Below are 15,858 nucleotides of genomic sequence, written 5' to 3'. Positions count from 1 at the left end.
ATAGCTCGGATTCGGTTGCAACGGGCTCGATTTCGCGCCGCGCACAGCGTTTTCAGCCGTGCGCGCACATCGGTTCGGCAGCACCGGATCATGGGGCGAGCAGCCGCGTACGAAAGCGCCACACGTGGAGCCGGCCCGCGTACCGGCGATCCGGGAACTCGCCCGCACGGCGGCCGACGGTGTTCTCCATGTCGCAGAGGGGGTTCGACGTGGAGACCGTGCCGCCGCGCGGGCGATCCCGGGCTACTGGGTCTCGATCGCGTGTTCCGGGCACGCGGCGATGGCCTCGCTCACCGCGCCCTCGAGGTCCGGGGGGACATCGGGATTCGAGACCTCGGCGTAGCCCCACTCGGTGAGGGTGAAGACCTCGGGGCAGATCGAGACGCAGACGCCGAAGCCTCGGCAGCGGTCGGCGTCGACGGTGACCTTCATCGGGCGTTCTCCTTGCTGTCGAATTCCAGGTGCAGGTGGGTGAGCCCGCGCAGGATGAAGGTCGGCAGGTACCGGAAGTCGCGGGCGTCGGCCGGGCCGTGCACGGACTCGTCGATCCGAATGTCGGTGGTGCGGTCCAGCAGTCGCTCGATCGCGACGCGCGCCTCGGTCCGGGCGAGCGGAGCGCCCGGGCAGGTGTGCACACCCCGGCCGAACGCCAGGTGCGAGCGCGCGTTCGAGCGCGCGGGATCGAACGTGGTCGGGTCGTCGAAGCGGCGCGGGTCGCGATTGGCCGCGCCGTTGACCACCATCAGCACATCGCCCTGCTCCACCTGCACGCCACCGACCTCGGAGGTCGTCTTGGCCAGGCGGAAGTCACCCTTGACCGGGCTCTCCATCCGCAGCGACTCCTCGATGAAGTTCTGGATCCGGCTGCGATCCGCGCGCAGATACGCCTGGATCTCCGGGTTCTCGGCGATGGTCCGGAACGCCGAACTCAGCAGGCGCACAGTGGTTTCCTGGCCGGCCGAGAACAGATTGGCCGCCACCCGCACCACGTCGAGTACCTCCGGCACCCGCCCGTCCGGGAAGGTCGCCGCGGCCATGCTGGTGAGCACGTCGTCGCGCGGCTCCCGGCGGCGGTCCTCGATATAGGTCGAGAACCGTTCGTAGAGAAACTCGATCGGGTTGTGCGACATGTTCTCGCCGTCGGTGCTGCCGACGCTCGAGCCCTCCCGGTGCGGGCCGCGCTGCAGCGCCTGCAGGAACTCCTCCTGGTCGGCGGGCGGCACCCCGAGCAGATCGGCGATCACGTACAGCGTGAAGGGGCCGGCGAAGTCGCGGATGGAGTCACCGCGCCCGTTGGCCAGGTAGGTGTCGAGCATGCGGTCGGCGATCGACCACATGGCTTCCTCGTTCTCCTTCAAGCGTTTCGGGGTGATCAGCCGCATGAGCAGCGCCCGATGGTCGGTGTGCACCGGCGGGTCGAGCGTCGGCAGCTGATCGCTCATCGGCAGTGAGTCCCGATGCTCGGCGATCAGCGCGTCGACGTCCTCGGCGTCCGCCAGCGGCACCGGGAAGCCGGGGAAGGGCCCGGTCACCGCGATGCAGGAGGAGAACCGCCCGACATCGTTGTAGACCTCGAGCGCTTCCTCGTAGCCGGTCACCATCATCACCTTCTGATGCTTCTCCCGCAGTACCGGACACTGCGCGCGCAGTGCGTCGAAGTACGGGTACGGATCGGCGATCAATTCCTGCCCGAGGAAGAAGTCCAGATCCTGGAGGTTGTCCACCACTCGACGGTCCCTTCGATATCCGGCCCGCACGCTGCGCGACAGCCGAATTCGGCCGGTTCACTTCCATGATTGAGAATATGACTCTCATCTGTGAGTATGAGATTTCCACAATGGGTGCCGCGCGTCAACAGAAGGGACCGCCCATGACTCCCGACCTCACCGCCGACCAGCGGCTTTTCCACTCCACGGCGCGAGAATTCCTGGCCGAGACCATGACCGTGGAGCAGGTTCGCGCGCTCGGCGATAGCGGCAGCGGCTTCGACCGCGAGTGGTGGCGGCGCGCGGCCGAACTCGGCTGGACCGCGATGCTGGTGGCGCCGGAGCTGGGCGGCGGCTCGATCTCCGGGCGCCCGCTCACCGAACTCGCTCTCGTGGCCACCGAACTCGGACGCGCTTGCGCGCCGGGACCTTTCGTCACGACGAACGCCGTACTCGCCGGATTGTCCACTGCTCCGGCGCGATTCGGCGAGGTCGTCGCCTCGATCCTGGCCGGGGACACGATCGCGACCTGGGCGGTCTACGAACCGGGCCACGGCTTCGACGCCCTGTCCGCGGACACCGTCGGCAGCCCCCGCCCGGAGGTGTGCGCCGAACACGTGGACGGCGGCTACCGGCTCAACGGCGTCAAGGATCGGGTGGAGGCCGGCGATCAGGCCGATCTGTTCCTGGTCACCGCGGACAGCCCGGACGGGCTCATCCAGATTCTCGTTCCCGCCGAAATGCCCGGCGTGACAGTCACTTCCGCGTGGACCCTCGACCTCACCCGGCGCACCGCGCAGGTCTCGTTCGCCGACGTCACGGTGAACGAGGAAGCGGTGACGCACCTCGGGTCCGCGGCGAGCGCGGCGGTGCGGGCGCAATGGCAGACCGCGGCTACCTTGACCGCCGCCGAATCGGTCGGCGCCACCGATCGCGCCTTGACCGCGACCCAGACCTGGCTGGCCGACAGGTACACCTTCGGCCGCCCGCTCGCGTCGTACCAGGCGCTCAAACATCGCATGGCGGACAACAAGACCTGGCTCGAGGCCTGCCGCGCCACGGCCACCGCCGCAGCGGCCGCGCGCGACGCGAAGCCCGAGACCGCGGCCGAGTTCGTCAGCGTCGCGAAATCCTATGTGGGCGCGAAGACCCCGGTGATCGTCCAGGACTGCGTCCAGCTGCACGGCGGCATCGGGGTCACCTGGGAACACGATCTGCACCTGTACCTGCGCCGGGTCGTGCTGGGCCGCGCGCTGTACGGCACCCCCGAGGAACACCGCCGCCACATCACCGACCTGCTCGAGCGCGACGCCGCCTGAGGGGCGTACCGAGATCGTTGGGAGAACACCGTCATGAGCACCGACTCCGAATCCGTCGATTCCTTCCGCGAACGGGCCCGCGCCTGGCTGCGCGAGAACCTGCCGCCCGCTCCCCCGCCCGAGGCCAAGGAGGACTACAGCGAGGCGGCCTGGGAGCAGGCCCGCCGGCTGCAGCGCACGCTGTACGACGCCGGTTTCGCGGGCATCGGATTCCCGGCCGCGTACGGCGGACTGGGGTTGACCGCCGCCCACCAGCGCGCCTTCACCGAGGAGTCACTGCCCTACGCGATGCCGCTGCTGCTCAATGTGCCGAGCCTGGCCATCTGCGCCGCGGCCCTGCTGGACCTGGGCACCGAGGAACAGAAGCGCACGCACCTGCCCGCGGTGCTGCGCGGGGATACCGTTCTCGCGCAGTTCCTGTCCGAACCGAACGGCGGCTCGGATCTGGCGGGTTTGACCACGCGCGCCGATCTCGACGGTGAACGGTGGCTGCTCAACGGCTCCAAGATCTGGAGTTCGGGCGCGTACGCCGCCGACTACGGCCTGTGCCTGGCCCGCACCAATTGGGATGTGCCCAAACACCGCGGGCTGACGATGTTCCTGGTGCCGGTACGCGCGGCCGGGGTCACCGTGCAGCGCATCAAGCAGGTGACCGGCTCGACCGAGTTCTGCCAGGAGTTCTTCGACGACGTCGAACTCGGCGCGGACGCGGTGCTGGGGCAGGTGGACGGTGGCTGGGATGCCGCCTCCCGGTTGCTGTTCCACGAGCGGGCCGCGCTCGGCGGCACCTCGCCCTACACCAGCGGCGCCCGCCCGCATCTGGGCGGCGAAGCCTCCGTGCTGCTCGAATTGGCGCGGGCCACCGGGCAACTCGACGACTTCCGGGTCCGGGAGGACATCGGTGAGGCGCGGGCGATGAACGTGGTGCGCGATCAGCTCATCGACCACGTCGGGCACGCGATCGGCACCGGGGCGCTCCCGCCCGCGGCGGGAGCGCTGGCCCGGTTGTTCACCGCGGAGAACGCCTGGCTGCAGAACGATCTGGCGGTGCGGATCGCGGGCGCGGCGGTGGCCACCCACGGCCCCGGCGACGCGGCCGACACCGAACGCGTCGCCACCGACTATCTCTTCCGCGCCGCGTGGAGTCTGGCCGGCGGCAGTACCGAAATGGCGCGCAACGTGATCGGCGAACGGGTTCTCGGCATGCCGCGCGAGTTCGCCGCCGACCGGGACGTGCCGTTCAACGAGGTGCGGCGCGGCCGCTGAGGACCGCCGGGGCTATCCCGTGCGCCCGATGTCGGCGCGCGGGAACTCCAGCACCGGCCAGGCGGCGATCCGGAAGACCTCCTCCTGCTCGGCCGAGCCCGCCGGCACGGCGGCGGCCGCACAGGCGCGCGCCTTGAAAGCCTTTGCCGCCGAACTCAATCGGTGATTCACCGAGCCCATTCGGCGGCTCAGCTCGTCGGGCACGACCTCACCCCAGAGCATGACGTCCGAGCGCCCGGAATCCACGGTGCCCATGACGATCGAGGCCACCCGCGGGTCGGCGGCGAACAGCGCGGTGTCCAGGACCAGCAGGTGCGGCCACTGGTCGTACGCACCCCAGGCCAGACATTCGTCCAGGTGCAGGACGTTCGCGCCCAGGATCTGCAGGGGCCGGGTGTCGCCGTGTTCGGAAACCACCACGGTCACATCCCATCCGGCGTGCACGCGATCGAAGAGCCAGCCGCCGGCGAAACGCACGACCTCGGCGGGATTTCGCGCACCCACGGCCACCTTGTACCTCAGTTCGTGCTGGCGGGCATGCGCGAACGACGCCGCGACGGCGTCGAGGTCTTCAGGCGTGTCCAGGGTGTCGAGGTATCGAGCAGTCATGAATGTCCATCCCGTTGACGAGTAGAACCTGACCCGACGGATGGTCTACCGCGGCGAAATTCCGTGGTGCCGTGCGTCGCCATCGCAGATCGGCGCCGGACGTCACATCGAACTCGGACACGGAAGATCTCCTCGCGGAATTCGGGCCAGGGCTGTTAGCACCGTGTTCCACACATGGTCGGGAACCGAACAACCGCTCGGTTCCACGTGCTGTGAGATAGTTAACACGCGCATTCCCGATAGGTCAACAGTGGATCTAACTGTTGTTCCAGCGGAAAGATTCGGAGCGGGTTCATCGACCCTGCCATCGCGGAATTCGCTTCTGCGCGAAAGCTTTCGGGCCTTCTTGCGCGTCGGCGCTCTCATAGCAGCTCACCGCCGCGAACCGGGCGGCCTGCAGCGCGGCGGACCGTCCCATTTCGGTCGCGAGCATCACTGTATCCCTGGCGGCCCGTACCGAGTGTGGAGATCCGGCAAGAATCTCGGTGGCCAGTTCGATCGCCGCGGGCAGGAGCGCCTCGGGGTCGGCGATCCGATTGACCAGACCGATCTCGTACGCGCGCGCGGCGTCGATGGGTTTGCCCGTCAGCAGGATCTCCATCATCACCCGTTGCGGAATCATGTGGATCAGCGGCGCCGCCCACGGCGAACTGCGGCCCACCTTGACCTCGGTCACCGCGAATCGCGCGGTGCTGGCGGCCACGCACAGATCGCAGGATTGCGCGAGCATCCAGCCGCCCGCGTACGCGACGCCGTTGACCGCGGCGATGGTGGGTTTGGACAATTCGATGGTGTCGTAGGGCACGGGAAACATCTCGCGCGGCGGCACCGTCATGGCGGTGTCCACCATTTCCTTGAGGTCCCCGCCCGCGCAGAATGCCTTCGTCCCCGCACCGGTCAGAATGGCGACCCGCAGCGCCGGGTCGTGCTCGAAGCGATCCCACGCCGCGAACAGGCCCGCACGCACGTCTTTCGACAGGCAATTGCGGGTCTCGGGCCGATTCAGGGTGATGATCGCGATGCCGTCCGGCCGTGCCTCGAAAAGCACCGCGTCATTCGCTGTTTCGTCCATCAGTACCCTCTTCGCTCGATATCGTGCGCGGTGCGCGCCAGTTCCTCGCGGAAATCCGGATGCGCGATCTCGATCAGCCGGCGGGCGCGTTCGGCCAGCGTGCGCCCGCGCAGTTCGGCCGCGCCGAATTCGGTGACGATGACATCGACGTCGGTGCGCGCGGTGGTGACCGGACCGGACAGCGCGGCGGTGATGCGGCTCAGCGTGCCGCCCTTGGCGGTCGCCGGCAGCGCGATGAGCGCGTGCCCGCCGGGGGAACGCGCTCCCGCGCGCACGAAATCGACCTGTCCCCCGGTGCCGCCCAGGTAGGACTCGCCGCTCTGTTCGGCGTTCACCTGACCGGTCAGGTCGACCTCGAGCGCGGAGTTGAGCGTCACCAGGTTGTCGAGGCGGCCCAGCACCGCCGGGTCGTGCGTGTAGGCGGCCGGGCGCAGGCGCACGGCCCGATTGCGATCGGCGAATCGATACAGGCGGTCGGTGCCTATGAGCGCCCCCGTGATCGAGACGCCGGGGTCGATGTTCTTGCGCGCGTTGGTGATCACCCCCGCCTGGACCAGGTCCACCAGCCCGTCACCGATCATGCCGGAATGCACCCCGAGGTCGGTGCGATCACCGAGCAGTCCCAGCAGCGCGTCCGGCACCGCGCCGATGCCGACCTGCAGGACCGCGCCGTCGCCGATGTAGGGCGCGGCGTGCGCGGCGATCGCGGTGTCCACCGGGCCGGGGACGCCGGCCGGAACCTGGACGGGCGGCCGCGAAACCGGTACCAGGTAGTCGATTTCGGAGACATGCAGCGTCTCGCCGAAGGTGTACGGCACCTGATCGTTGACCTCGGCCACCACGGTGCGCGCCACGCTCACAGCCGCGCGCACGTGATCGGCGATGAGCCCGAGGCTGTGCCTGCCCTCGCCGTCGGCCGGGCTCACCTGGACGAAGGCCACGTCGCACCCGAGGGTGCGGTCCTCGATCATCGGTCCGATGCGGCTCACGTGGCATGGGATCACCCGCAGCCGGTGGGCGCGGGCCGCGGTGCGCAGGGCGCCTATCGCCCCCATGCTCGACAGCGTGAAGGCGCCGGACTCCCCCGTCAGGAGCCCCGAGAAGCTGGTCGCGATGAAAAGCGCGAGTTCACCGACCTTCTCGCCCTGTTCGAGCAGAGCCTCCAGCAGGGTGCTCGGCTCGCCGCATGCCTGCCCGGCCACGATGCGGTCGCCGCGGCGCAGGATCCGCGTCAGATCCAGGTCGCCGGGCGGGCAGATGACGGTCACGCGCGCCCGCCCGCGGCCAGCAGCGCCTGCGCCCGGGCCAGGTACGGCCGGTCCAGCATCGCCCCGTTGTGGCCGATAGCGCCGACTCCCGGGTTGGCGGCGAACAGGTCCACGATCTCCCGGGCCTGCGCCAATTCCGCCGCGGTGGGGGTGAATCCGGCGTTGATGATCTCGACCTGGTCCGGGTGGATGGCGAGCATGCCGCGATAGCCGTCGCGGCGCACCTTCGCGACCCGCTCCCGCAGGCCGTCCGAGTCGCGGAAGTCCCCGTGGATGGTGTCGACCGCGCTCACCCCGGCGGCGGCCGCGCCGAGCAGGCACAGGCTGCGCGCGAGCTCGTAGGTGAAGTCGTAGCCACCACCGGGCCGGGTGTTCGAGGCCGCCCCGACCGCGTCCGCGAGATCCTCCGCGCCCCAGGTCATCGCGCTCAACCGCGGGAGCCCGCCGTAGGTTCCGGTGGTGAACATGCCCTCGGCGGTCTCGGTGCACAGCACGATGATCTCGGTGCTGCCCGGTGCGATGCCGTGGGCCGCCTCGAACGCGGACAGGTAGTGGTCCACGATCACGACGTCTGCGCCACCGCGAGTCTTGGGCACCATGATGCCGCCGGGTCGCGCGGGCATGACCGCGGCGAGATCGGCGAGGGTGTGCGGTCCGTCCAGGGGGTTGACCCGCACCCACAGCCGACCGCGGTCGGCGTCGGGATGTCCGGCGATGAATTCCGCGGTGCCGTGCCGGGCCGCGGGTTTGGCGCTCTCGGCGACGGCGTCCTCGAGGTCGATGAGCACGATGTCGGCCGGGCCCGCCGCGGCTTTGGTCATCTTGCGTTCGCTGTCGCCGGGGGCGAACAGCCACGATCGCGCGTGGCGGCCGCTGTGGGTCATTACGTCTCCAGATGGTCGATGAGTTCGCCGCCGGGTGTGGCGGGGCCGAACTCGTGCACGATCTCGTCGGTGTCGGCGCCGAGTCGGGGCGCGGGCCCGGCGATCCCGCCGGGTGTGCGGGAGAACCACGTTGGTGGTCCGGGGAAACGCACCTTCCCGTAGGGGGTGTCCACGGTTTCGAAGAACCCCGAGGCGGTCAGGTGCTCGTTGTCGAAGAGTTCGTCCAGGGTGCGCACGGGCGCGGCGGGAATGTCCAGGGCGCGCAGCAGTTCCAGCCACTCGGCCGTGGTCCGCTCCAGGAAGGTGTCGCTGAGCAGGGCGTAGACGGTGTCGATCCGGGCCGCGCGCTGCGCGAGGGTGGCGTACTGCGGCCCCGCCCACGCCGGGCGCACGGCCGTCACGAACGCGTTCCACTGCTTGTCGTTGTAGACCAGCGCGGAGAGGTGGCCGTCCTTGGTGCGGTACGGCTTTCGCTCGGGCGTCACGGCGCGGGGGTAGCCGGCTGCGGCGAGCGGCGGGTCGAACATGGCGCCGTTGGCGTGTTCGACGAGCATGAACGCGGCCATGGTCTCGAACATGGGCACCTCGACCTCCTGGCCCTCGCCGGTGCGCTCGCGATGGAACAGCGCCATCATCGTGGCGTACACCGCGGTCAGCCCGGCGATCTTGTCGGCAACGATGCTGCCGACGTAACCCGGTGTGCCGGTGAGCTTTTCCTGCACGAACGGCAGCCCGCACTCGGCCTGGATGGTGTCGTCGTAGGCGGTGCGATCGGCGTCGGGACCGCGCCGGCCGTAGCCGTAGCAATTCGTGTAGACGATGGCGGGATTGAGCGCGGCGACCGCGGCGTAGTCGAATCCGAGCCGGGCGATCGCCCCGGCGCGCATGGAGTGGATGAACACGTCCGCCTCGGCGATCAGGCCGCGCAGGGTGGCGCACCCGTCCTCGGTCCGCAGGTCCAGTACCGCACTGCGCTTGCCCCGGTTGACGTTCACGAACACCCCGCCCAGGCCCGGTTCGGGACCGATCGATATCCGGCGGGTGTCGTCGCCGCCCGGCGGCTCGATCTTGATGACGTCCGCGCCCATGTCGGCGAGGATCTGGGTGCAGTACGGGCCCATGACCATGGCGGTCAGATCCACGATTCGCACGCCGGTCAAAGGACCCCTGTGTCGCATCGGCATGCCTTTCGGCCGGTTCCGGCTCATGAAATCACCCCGCTGATCAGCGTTCGCGAGCCTATCTGATGAATCTTTGCAAGGATAGTGCTATCAAAGAGGTCGTGGACAGTCTCACCATTGCCGGAGTGCTGGATTCGGCCCTCGCCTCGCGCCCCGAGGCCCCAGCGATCGTGGCCGCGTCCGGTGCGTGGACGTACGCCGAACTCGACGAACACGCCCGGCGGGCCGCCGGGGCGCTGTGGTCGCTGGGCGTTCGGCCCGGCGATCGGGTCGCCGCGTGCCTGCCCAACGACCTCGACATCGTCGCGGCTTTCCATGGCGCGCAACGGATCGGCGCGATCTGGCTGGGCATCGGCGAGGCGCTGAGCGAGTCCGAGCAGCGTGGGCTGTACGACCAGTGCGAACCGTCGGTGGTGCTGGCGGGCCCCCGCTGCCTGCTGAGCACCGCCGGTCGTGTCGATCCCGACCGCTGGGCTCGGCTGCTCGACGCGGCGGACGCACCGCCGGAGATCGAGCACGATATCGACGCGCCGGCCGGAATCGGTTTCACCAGCGGCACTTCCGGCCGGCCCAAGGCGGTCGTGCACAGTCAGCGCAATCTGCTGCTGCCCGGCGCGGTGCTGGTCGCCAACCGGGGCTGGGGGCCCGAACTTCGCAAGGGCGACAGCTTCCCGCTGACCATCCTCAACATGATGGTGCTGTCCACGCTGCTGACCGCACAGGCCCACGGCTGTTCGATCATCATGAACCGCCGCGATGTCGACGGTGTCGCGGACTGGATTCGCGAGCATCGGGTGACGGTGTGGAACGGCGCGCCCGCGCAGCTCTACGACCTGGCCCGCCGTCCCGGCGCGGATCTGAGCTCGCTGCACGAGGTGTGGAGCGGCGGCAGCGATACCCCCGACCAGGTACGCAGGGATTTCGCCGCCGCGCACGGCATCTCGGTGCGGGCCACCTACGGGCTGTCCGAGGCGCCCACGGTGGTGGCCATCGACCCGCCCGGCACGGAGTGGCGGCCGGGGACGAGCGGGCGGGTGCTGCCGCAGTACGAGGTCGCCGCCTACGACGACTCCGGCCGCCAGCTCCCGCCCGGCGAGCTGGGCGAATTGCGCTTGAACGCGGCCGAATCCGGCGCGTGGGCCCGGGACTGGCGGCCACTGCTGGGGTATTGGGAGGCGGGGCGGGTGCGTCCGATCGAACCCGGCTCCTTCCCCACCGGCGATATCGGGACCGTGGACGAGGCGGGCTGGCTGCGCGTGCTGGACCGCAAGAAGATGGTGATCATCCGCGGCGGCGCGAACGTCTACCCCCTGGAGGTGGAACGGGTCCTGGCCGCCCACCCGGACGTCACCAAGGCGGCGGTCTGCGCGGTGCCGGACGAACGACTCGGGCACCGGGTCGCGGCGGTCATCGAAAGCGCCTCGGAGACTGTGGATATGGAGTCACTGGCGGCCCTGTGCCGGCGCGAGCTGGCGGGCTACAAGGTGCCCGAGATCTGGCGGCTGGTACCGGCGCTGCCGGTCAACGCCATGGGCAAGATCGAACGCACCCGGCTCACCGAGTTGGTGACCGGATCCCCGGCTGTCGCGGAGGGCTGAGCCATGACCGATCCGACTCCGATACCGCCCGCACTGCGCCTGTTCGACCTGGCCGGGCGGGTCGCCATCGTGACCGGCGCGTCCTCCGGGCTCGGCGCCGAAGTGGCCCGCACGCTCGCGGGACTGGGCGCGCGCGTGGCGCTGGTCGCGCGGCGCAAGGACCGGCTCGCCGACCTGGCGGCCGAACTGGACGGGGTGGCCGTCGCGGCGGATCTCGCCGTCTCGGCCGAGGTGGACGCGGTGATCCCGGCCGTACTCGGCGCCCTCGGGCCGCCGGAAATCCTGATCAACGCCGCGGGCAACCGCTTCACCACCGAGCGCGCGGAGGACGAGCCGCTCGCGGACATCCATCGCACCCTGGACTTGAATCTCGTCGCGCCGCTGCGCCTCTCGCAGGCGGTGTTCCCGCACATGCGGACCGTGGGGCGCGGGGCGATCGTGCACGTGTCCTCGATCAGCGGCCGGGTCGGCGTGCCGGGCATCCCGCAGGCGTCCTACGCCGCGAGCAAGGCCGGGCTCTCGGGACTGACCGCCGAATTAGCGGTGCAGTGGGCGCGGCATTCGATCCGGGTGAACACCGTGGCTCCCGGGTTCTTCCGCAGCGAGATCACCGACAGCCTCTACGACAGCGAACGGGGGGCGGCGTATTTGCGGCGCAATATCCCGCTGCCCGCCGAAGGCACGGCCCAGGATCTCGTCGGCGCGATCGCCTGGCTCGCCGGCGATGCCGCGCGCTATGTGACGGGACAGACGATCGTCGTGGACGGCGGCTGGACGGCGCACTGAGTGCCGCTGTCCCCCAAGCTTTTTCAACTCTTCTTACCCGTTCCCATCACAATCTGTTGACAGCGTCACAGGTGCGTGGAAACATCCGTTCCAATATTGGAGAATGCTATTCTCCAATTGTGCACGCGTCGGCTCGCGCTCCGGGCCGGAAAGGAATCGCTCCGAATGTTCTCGGCAATCCTCATCGAGAAGGGCGACGCGGGCCCGAAGGTCGCGCTGACCGAACTGGACGACACCGCGCTCCCCGCGGGTGACGTCACCGTGACCGTGGACTACTCCACGCTCAATTACAAGGACGCCCTGGCCATTACCGGAAAGTCGCCGGTCGTGCGCAAGTTCCCCATGGTCCCGGGCATCGACCTGGCGGGTGTGGTCACCGCGAGCGAGCACGCGGACTGGTCCGTCGGCGACGCAGTCGTCCTCAACGGCTGGGGTGTCGGCGAAACCCACTGGGGCGGACTCGCCCAGCAGGCCAGGCTGAACGGCGACTGGCTGGTGCCGCGCCCGGCCGAATTCACCTCACGCCAGGCGATGGCGATCGGCACCGCCGGATACACCGCGAGCCTGTGCGTGGACGCGCTCCTCGCGCACGGCATCACCCCCGATCAGGGCGAGGTGCTGGTGACCGGTGCGACCGGCGGCGTCGGCAGCGTCGCCATCGCTCTGCTGACCAAGGCGGGATACGGCGTGGCCGCCGCGACCGGAAAGCCCGGCGAGGCCGCGTATCTGAAGGGCCTGGGCGCGAGCACGATCATCGACCGGGCCGAGCTGACCGCGCCCGGCAAGCCGCTGCAGAAGGAGCGCTGGGCGGGCGTGGTGGACACGCTCGGCAGCCACGCGCTGGTCAACGCCGCGGCTCAGACCCGCTACGGCGGCGCGGTCGCCGCGTGCGGTCTGGCCCAGGGCATGGATCTGCCGGGCTCGGTCGCGCCGCTCATCCTGCGCGGGGTCGCGCTGCTCGGCGTGGACAGCGTCATGGCGCCCAAGCAGCGCCGACTCGACGCCTGGGCGCGACTGGCCCGCGATCTGGACGCCGGCGCTATCGAGGCCATCGCCCGGGACATCACCCTCGGCGCGGCCATCGAGGCCGCGGGCACCCTGATCGACGGGACCGTGCGCGGTCGCCTGGTCGTCGACGTCAACGGCTGAACGGGAGCGGCGATGAGCGAGAAAGCGACCGCGACGAAGAAGGCCGCGGCGGCCAAGAAGAACGGTGCGGCGAAGAAGGCCGCGAGCGCCACTGCCGTGGAATCCGCGGTGACCCTGGACCTCTCCGATGTCGACCATCGGGTCGGCAAGCCGGTCGGCGGCGGCCAGCTGTGGGATCCGTGCAGCTCCTCCGACATCCGGCGCTGGGTGATGGCGATGGACTACGCCAATCCCCTGCACTGGGACGAGGAATACGCCCGCGAGACGCGGTTCGGCGGGATCGTGGCGCCCCAATCGATCGCCGTCGCGCTCGATTACGGGCACGGCGCCCAGCCCGCCTGTGTCGGGCGGATCCCCGGCAGTCACCTGATCTTCGGCGGCGAGGAGTGGTGGTTCTACGGCTGCCCGGTCCGGCCCGGCGACAAGCTGTTGCAGGAACGGCGTTTTCACGACTACAAGATCGTGGAGTCGAAGTTCGCCGGTCCCACCATGCTCTCGCGCGGTGACACCGTGCACACCAATCAGCACGGGGTGCTGGTGGCGCGCGAACGATCCACGGCCGTGCGGTATCTGGCCGAGGAGGCGCGCAAGCGCGGCTTCTACAACAACCAGTACGGCGAACTGAAGAAGTGGACCACCGCCGAACTGCTCGAGGTCGAGCAGCTCCGGCACGACTGGCTGATGTCCAATCGCGCCGGTGTCTCACCGCATTTCGACGAGGTGAAGGTCGGCGATACATTGCCGCGCCGGGTGATCGGGCCGCACAGCATCGCCTCCTTCACCACCGAGTACCGCGCTTTCCTGTTCAACATCTGGGGCACCTTCCACTGGACCGCGCCCGCCGGGGTGGCTGATCCGTGGATCAACCAGGATCCGGGCTGGACCGAGGGATTCGGGTTCGACGAGGAGGGCGCGCGGATCGACCCGCGCAAACGCGACGGCCTGTATGTCGGGCCTTCACGCGGGCACATCGACGGCGACAAGGCCGACGAGGTCGGCATGGCGCGCGCCTACGGCTACGGCGCGACCATGGGCGCGTGGTGCACCGACTATCTCTCCTACTGGGCCGGGCACGACGGCATGGTGCGGCACACCAAGGCCGATTTCCGGCTGCCCGCCTTCGAAGGCGATGTGACCTACTTCGACGCCGAGGTCATCGGCAAGGAACCGGCTTCGGTCTGGGGCGTGCCGCTGGTGCAGGTCCGGGTCCGGCTCACCAATCAGGACAACGGGGTGCTGGTGGACTGCACCGCCGAGGTCGAACTGCCGTACTGATCGAACGGATCGCCATGAGCACCCAGACCCACGACGTGACCACCCGACCGGCGATCGCGACGGGGCCGCCCCTGTCCGAGGAGCCGGGTCTGGGCGCGTTGACGCTGCCCGGATTTCTCGACGAGGTGGCCGAGAAATACGGCGACCGTGAGGCTTTGGTCTTCCGGTCCGCCGGCGAGGTGACGCGCTGGACCTACACGGATCTGCGCGAGCGCGCCCTCATGGTGGCCCGAGCGTTGCGCTCGTGCGGGGTCGGTAAGGACAGCCGGGTCGGGGTGCTCATGACCAACCGGCCCGAGTGGCTGGCGGCGGTCTTCGGGATCGGGATGGCGGGCGGGGTGGCGGTCACGCTGAGCACCTTCTCCACGCCGGCCGAGCTGGATCATCTGCTCCGGGTGTCCGGGGTGTCGGTGCTGCTGTTCGAGCGGTCGGTGGCCAAACGGGATTTCGCCGCGGTGCTGACCGACCTCGAACCTGCGATCGGCTTCTCGACTCCGGGCGGGCTGCGCTCGGCGAAATACCCCTTCCTGCGGCATCTTTCGATGATCGGTGAGCCGGTCCGGGGCGGTGTCATCGAGGGCTGGGCCGGGTTCCTGGCCCGCGGCTGGTCCGAACCGGCCGAACTCGTCGAGGCGACGGCGGCCGCGGTGACGCCGAGTGACACCGCGGTGGTCTTCTTCTCCTCCGGCACCACGAGCAAGCCGAAGGGCATCCGCAGCGCGCATCGCGGTGTGGCCGTGCAGATGTGGCGCTTCCGCCGCATGTACGGCTTCGGCCCGGACGACGCGGTGCGCTGCTGGACGGCCAACGGGTTCTTCTGGTCCGGCAACTTCGGCATGGCGCTGGGTGCGACCCTGGCCGCGGGCGGATCCCTGGTCCTGCAACCGACTTTCGACGCGGAGGAGGCGCTCGAGCTGATGCAGTCCGAGCGCGTGAACTTCCCCGTGGCCTGGCCCCACCAGTGGGCTCAACTCGAATCGGCCCCCACCTGGCCGACCACGGACCTGAGCGCCCTGCGCTTCGTGGACCGCTCGCTGCCCGCGGCCACCCATCCCACGGTCACCACGACGTACACCGAACCCGGCCACGCCTACGGCAGCACCGAAACCTTCACGATCACAACGTGTTTCCCCGCGAACACCCCCGAGGACGTGATCGCCGGCAGCAGCGGCGAGGCCCTCCCCGGCGTGACCGTGAAGATCGTGAACCCGCTGACCGGCGAGATCCTCCCCCGCGGCGAGAGCGGCGAGATAGGCATCAAGGGCCCCACCCTGATGCTCGGCTACCTCGGCACTCCCCTGGACGAGACGCTCGACGCCGAGGGTTTCTTCCGCACCGGTGACGGCGGCTACCTGGACGAGTCCGGCCGCCTGCACTGGGAGGGCCGCCTGACCGACATCATCAAGACCGGCGGCGCGAACGTCTCTCCCCTGGAGATAGACGAGGCCCTGACCACCCACCCCGAGGTGAAAGTAGCCCGCACGGTAGGTATTCCACACGAAACCCTCGGCGAGATCGTCGTCGCCTGCGTGGTTCCCCACGCCGGCCACACCCCCGACCCCGAAACCCTCCGCACGTACCTCCGTGAACACCTGGCCAGCTACAAGGTCCCCCGCGAGGTCCTGTTCTTCGCCGACACCGACTTCGAATTAACTGGCAGCGCCAAGATCAAGACCGCCGACCTCCGGGAGCTGGCGGCCGCCCGCCTGCGGACGGGGACGGGGGCCGAGTAGGGCGGAACAGCA

Annotated in this window: 14 protein-coding genes; 7 read left to right on the top strand and 7 right to left on the bottom strand. The window is 69.5% G+C overall.

From position 1 onward, the window contains the following. Positions 1-243: 243 nt before the first annotated feature. Positions 244-432, bottom strand: a complete 189-nt coding sequence (locus tag ACWIGI_RS35420) for a ferredoxin (RefSeq protein ID WP_454207865.1) — start codon at positions 430-432, stop codon at positions 244-246. Beyond that, positions 429-1,727 (bottom strand): cytochrome P450, encoded by a 1,299-nt coding sequence (locus ACWIGI_RS35415; RefSeq protein ID WP_454207863.1) that lies wholly within the window; start codon positions 1,725-1,727, stop codon positions 429-431. The genes ACWIGI_RS35420 and ACWIGI_RS35415 overlap by 4 nt, the downstream gene beginning before the upstream one ends. A 143-nt stretch (positions 1,728-1,870) precedes the next feature. Here ACWIGI_RS35415 and ACWIGI_RS35410 point away from each other — a divergent pair, with 143 nt between their 5' ends. Both ACWIGI_RS35410 and ACWIGI_RS35405 read left to right on the top strand, forming a co-directional pair. Continuing rightward, positions 1,871-3,025 (top strand): acyl-CoA dehydrogenase family protein, encoded by a 1,155-nt coding sequence (locus tag ACWIGI_RS35410; RefSeq protein WP_454207861.1) that lies wholly within the window; start codon positions 1,871-1,873, stop codon positions 3,023-3,025. Positions 3,026-3,058: 33 nt separating this feature from the next. After that, a complete protein-coding gene (locus ACWIGI_RS35405; RefSeq protein ID WP_454207859.1) occupies positions 3,059-4,291 on the top strand; it encodes an acyl-CoA dehydrogenase family protein in 1,233 nt (410 codons plus the stop codon). Positions 4,292-4,303: 12 nt separating this feature from the next. Here ACWIGI_RS35405 and ACWIGI_RS35400 read toward each other — a convergent pair whose 3' ends face one another. The 5 genes from ACWIGI_RS35400 to ACWIGI_RS35380 form a co-directional block, all read right to left on the bottom strand. After that, the gene (locus ACWIGI_RS35400) at positions 4,304-4,900 is read right to left on the bottom strand and encodes a hypothetical protein (protein ID WP_454207857.1); all 597 of its coding nucleotides are present in this window, start codon (positions 4,898-4,900) and stop codon (positions 4,304-4,306) included. Between the two features lie 292 nt (positions 4,901-5,192). Further along, positions 5,193-5,972 (bottom strand): enoyl-CoA hydratase/isomerase family protein, encoded by a 780-nt coding sequence (locus ACWIGI_RS35395; RefSeq protein WP_454207855.1) that lies wholly within the window; start codon positions 5,970-5,972, stop codon positions 5,193-5,195. Next, entirely contained in the window at positions 5,972-7,240 is a 1,269-nt protein-coding gene (locus ACWIGI_RS35390; RefSeq protein WP_454207853.1) for an acetyl-CoA hydrolase/transferase family protein, read from the bottom strand. The genes ACWIGI_RS35395 and ACWIGI_RS35390 overlap by 1 nt, the downstream gene beginning before the upstream one ends. Further along, complete coding sequence (locus ACWIGI_RS35385) at positions 7,237-8,124, bottom strand: HpcH/HpaI aldolase/citrate lyase family protein (protein ID WP_454207851.1); 888 nt, start codon at positions 8,122-8,124, stop codon at positions 7,237-7,239. Before ACWIGI_RS35385 ends, ACWIGI_RS35390 begins: the two co-directional genes overlap by 4 nt. Next, positions 8,124-9,302: a CaiB/BaiF CoA transferase family protein gene (locus tag ACWIGI_RS35380; RefSeq protein ID WP_454207849.1), complete on the bottom strand. Its 1,179-nt coding sequence runs from the start codon at positions 9,300-9,302 to the stop codon at positions 8,124-8,126. Before ACWIGI_RS35380 ends, ACWIGI_RS35385 begins: the two co-directional genes overlap by 1 nt. Before the next feature lie 104 nt (positions 9,303-9,406). On the opposite strand from ACWIGI_RS35380, the gene ACWIGI_RS35375 reads away from it, so the two are divergent. The 5 genes from ACWIGI_RS35375 (at position 9,407) to ACWIGI_RS35355 (ending at position 15,846) form a co-directional block, all read left to right on the top strand. Next, positions 9,407-10,903: a class I adenylate-forming enzyme family protein gene (locus tag ACWIGI_RS35375; protein WP_454207847.1), complete on the top strand. Its 1,497-nt coding sequence runs from the start codon at positions 9,407-9,409 to the stop codon at positions 10,901-10,903. A 3-nt stretch (positions 10,904-10,906) separates the two neighbouring features. Next, positions 10,907-11,689 carry an SDR family NAD(P)-dependent oxidoreductase gene (locus ACWIGI_RS35370; protein ID WP_454207845.1) on the top strand — a complete coding sequence of 261 codons (783 nt, stop codon included), beginning with the start codon at positions 10,907-10,909 and terminating at the stop codon, positions 11,687-11,689. Positions 11,690-11,854: 165 nt separating this feature from the next. Beyond that, on the top strand, positions 11,855-12,838 hold the full coding sequence (gene acuI / locus ACWIGI_RS35365; RefSeq protein ID WP_454207843.1) for an acrylyl-CoA reductase (NADPH): 984 nt from the start codon (positions 11,855-11,857) through the stop codon (positions 12,836-12,838). A gap of 12 nt (positions 12,839-12,850) precedes the next feature. Next, positions 12,851-14,113, top strand: a complete 1,263-nt coding sequence (locus tag ACWIGI_RS35360) for a MaoC family dehydratase (protein ID WP_454207841.1) — start codon at positions 12,851-12,853, stop codon at positions 14,111-14,113. A gap of 14 nt (positions 14,114-14,127) precedes the next feature. Further along, a complete protein-coding gene (locus ACWIGI_RS35355) occupies positions 14,128-15,846 on the top strand; it encodes a class I adenylate-forming enzyme family protein (RefSeq protein WP_454207839.1) in 1,719 nt (572 codons plus the stop codon). The last annotated feature ends 12 nt before the right edge of the window (positions 15,847-15,858 follow it).

The organism is Nocardia sp. NPDC055321 (assembly GCF_053645575.1).
The sequence above is the reverse complement of the archived record's forward strand: the minus strand, read 5'-3'. Positions and strand labels throughout refer to the sequence as shown.

Excerpts from the sequence above, each read along its gene's own strand:
- ACWIGI_RS35355 (WP_454207839.1), top strand. The coding sequence starts at position 14,128 with ATGAGCACCCAGACCCACGACGTGACCACCCGACCGGCGATCGCGACG.
- ACWIGI_RS35400 (WP_454207857.1), bottom strand. The coding sequence starts at position 4,900 with ATGACTGCTCGATACCTCGACACCCTGGACACGCCTGAAGACCTCGAC.
- ACWIGI_RS35410 (WP_454207861.1), top strand. The coding sequence starts at position 1,871 with ATGACTCCCGACCTCACCGCCGACCAGCGGCTTTTCCACTCCACGGCG.
- ACWIGI_RS35360 (WP_454207841.1), top strand. The coding sequence starts at position 12,851 with ATGAGCGAGAAAGCGACCGCGACGAAGAAGGCCGCGGCGGCCAAGAAG.
- acuI (WP_454207843.1), top strand. The coding sequence starts at position 11,855 with ATGTTCTCGGCAATCCTCATCGAGAAGGGCGACGCGGGCCCGAAGGTC.
- ACWIGI_RS35370 (WP_454207845.1), top strand. The coding sequence starts at position 10,907 with ATGACCGATCCGACTCCGATACCGCCCGCACTGCGCCTGTTCGACCTG.
- ACWIGI_RS35405 (WP_454207859.1), top strand. The coding sequence starts at position 3,059 with ATGAGCACCGACTCCGAATCCGTCGATTCCTTCCGCGAACGGGCCCGC.
- ACWIGI_RS35420 (WP_454207865.1), bottom strand. The coding sequence starts at position 432 with ATGAAGGTCACCGTCGACGCCGACCGCTGCCGAGGCTTCGGCGTCTGC.
- ACWIGI_RS35395 (WP_454207855.1), bottom strand. The coding sequence starts at position 5,972 with ATGGACGAAACAGCGAATGACGCGGTGCTTTTCGAGGCACGGCCGGAC.
- ACWIGI_RS35380 (WP_454207849.1), bottom strand. The coding sequence starts at position 9,302 with ATGCGACACAGGGGTCCTTTGACCGGCGTGCGAATCGTGGATCTGACC.
- ACWIGI_RS35385 (WP_454207851.1), bottom strand. The coding sequence starts at position 8,124 with ATGACCCACAGCGGCCGCCACGCGCGATCGTGGCTGTTCGCCCCCGGC.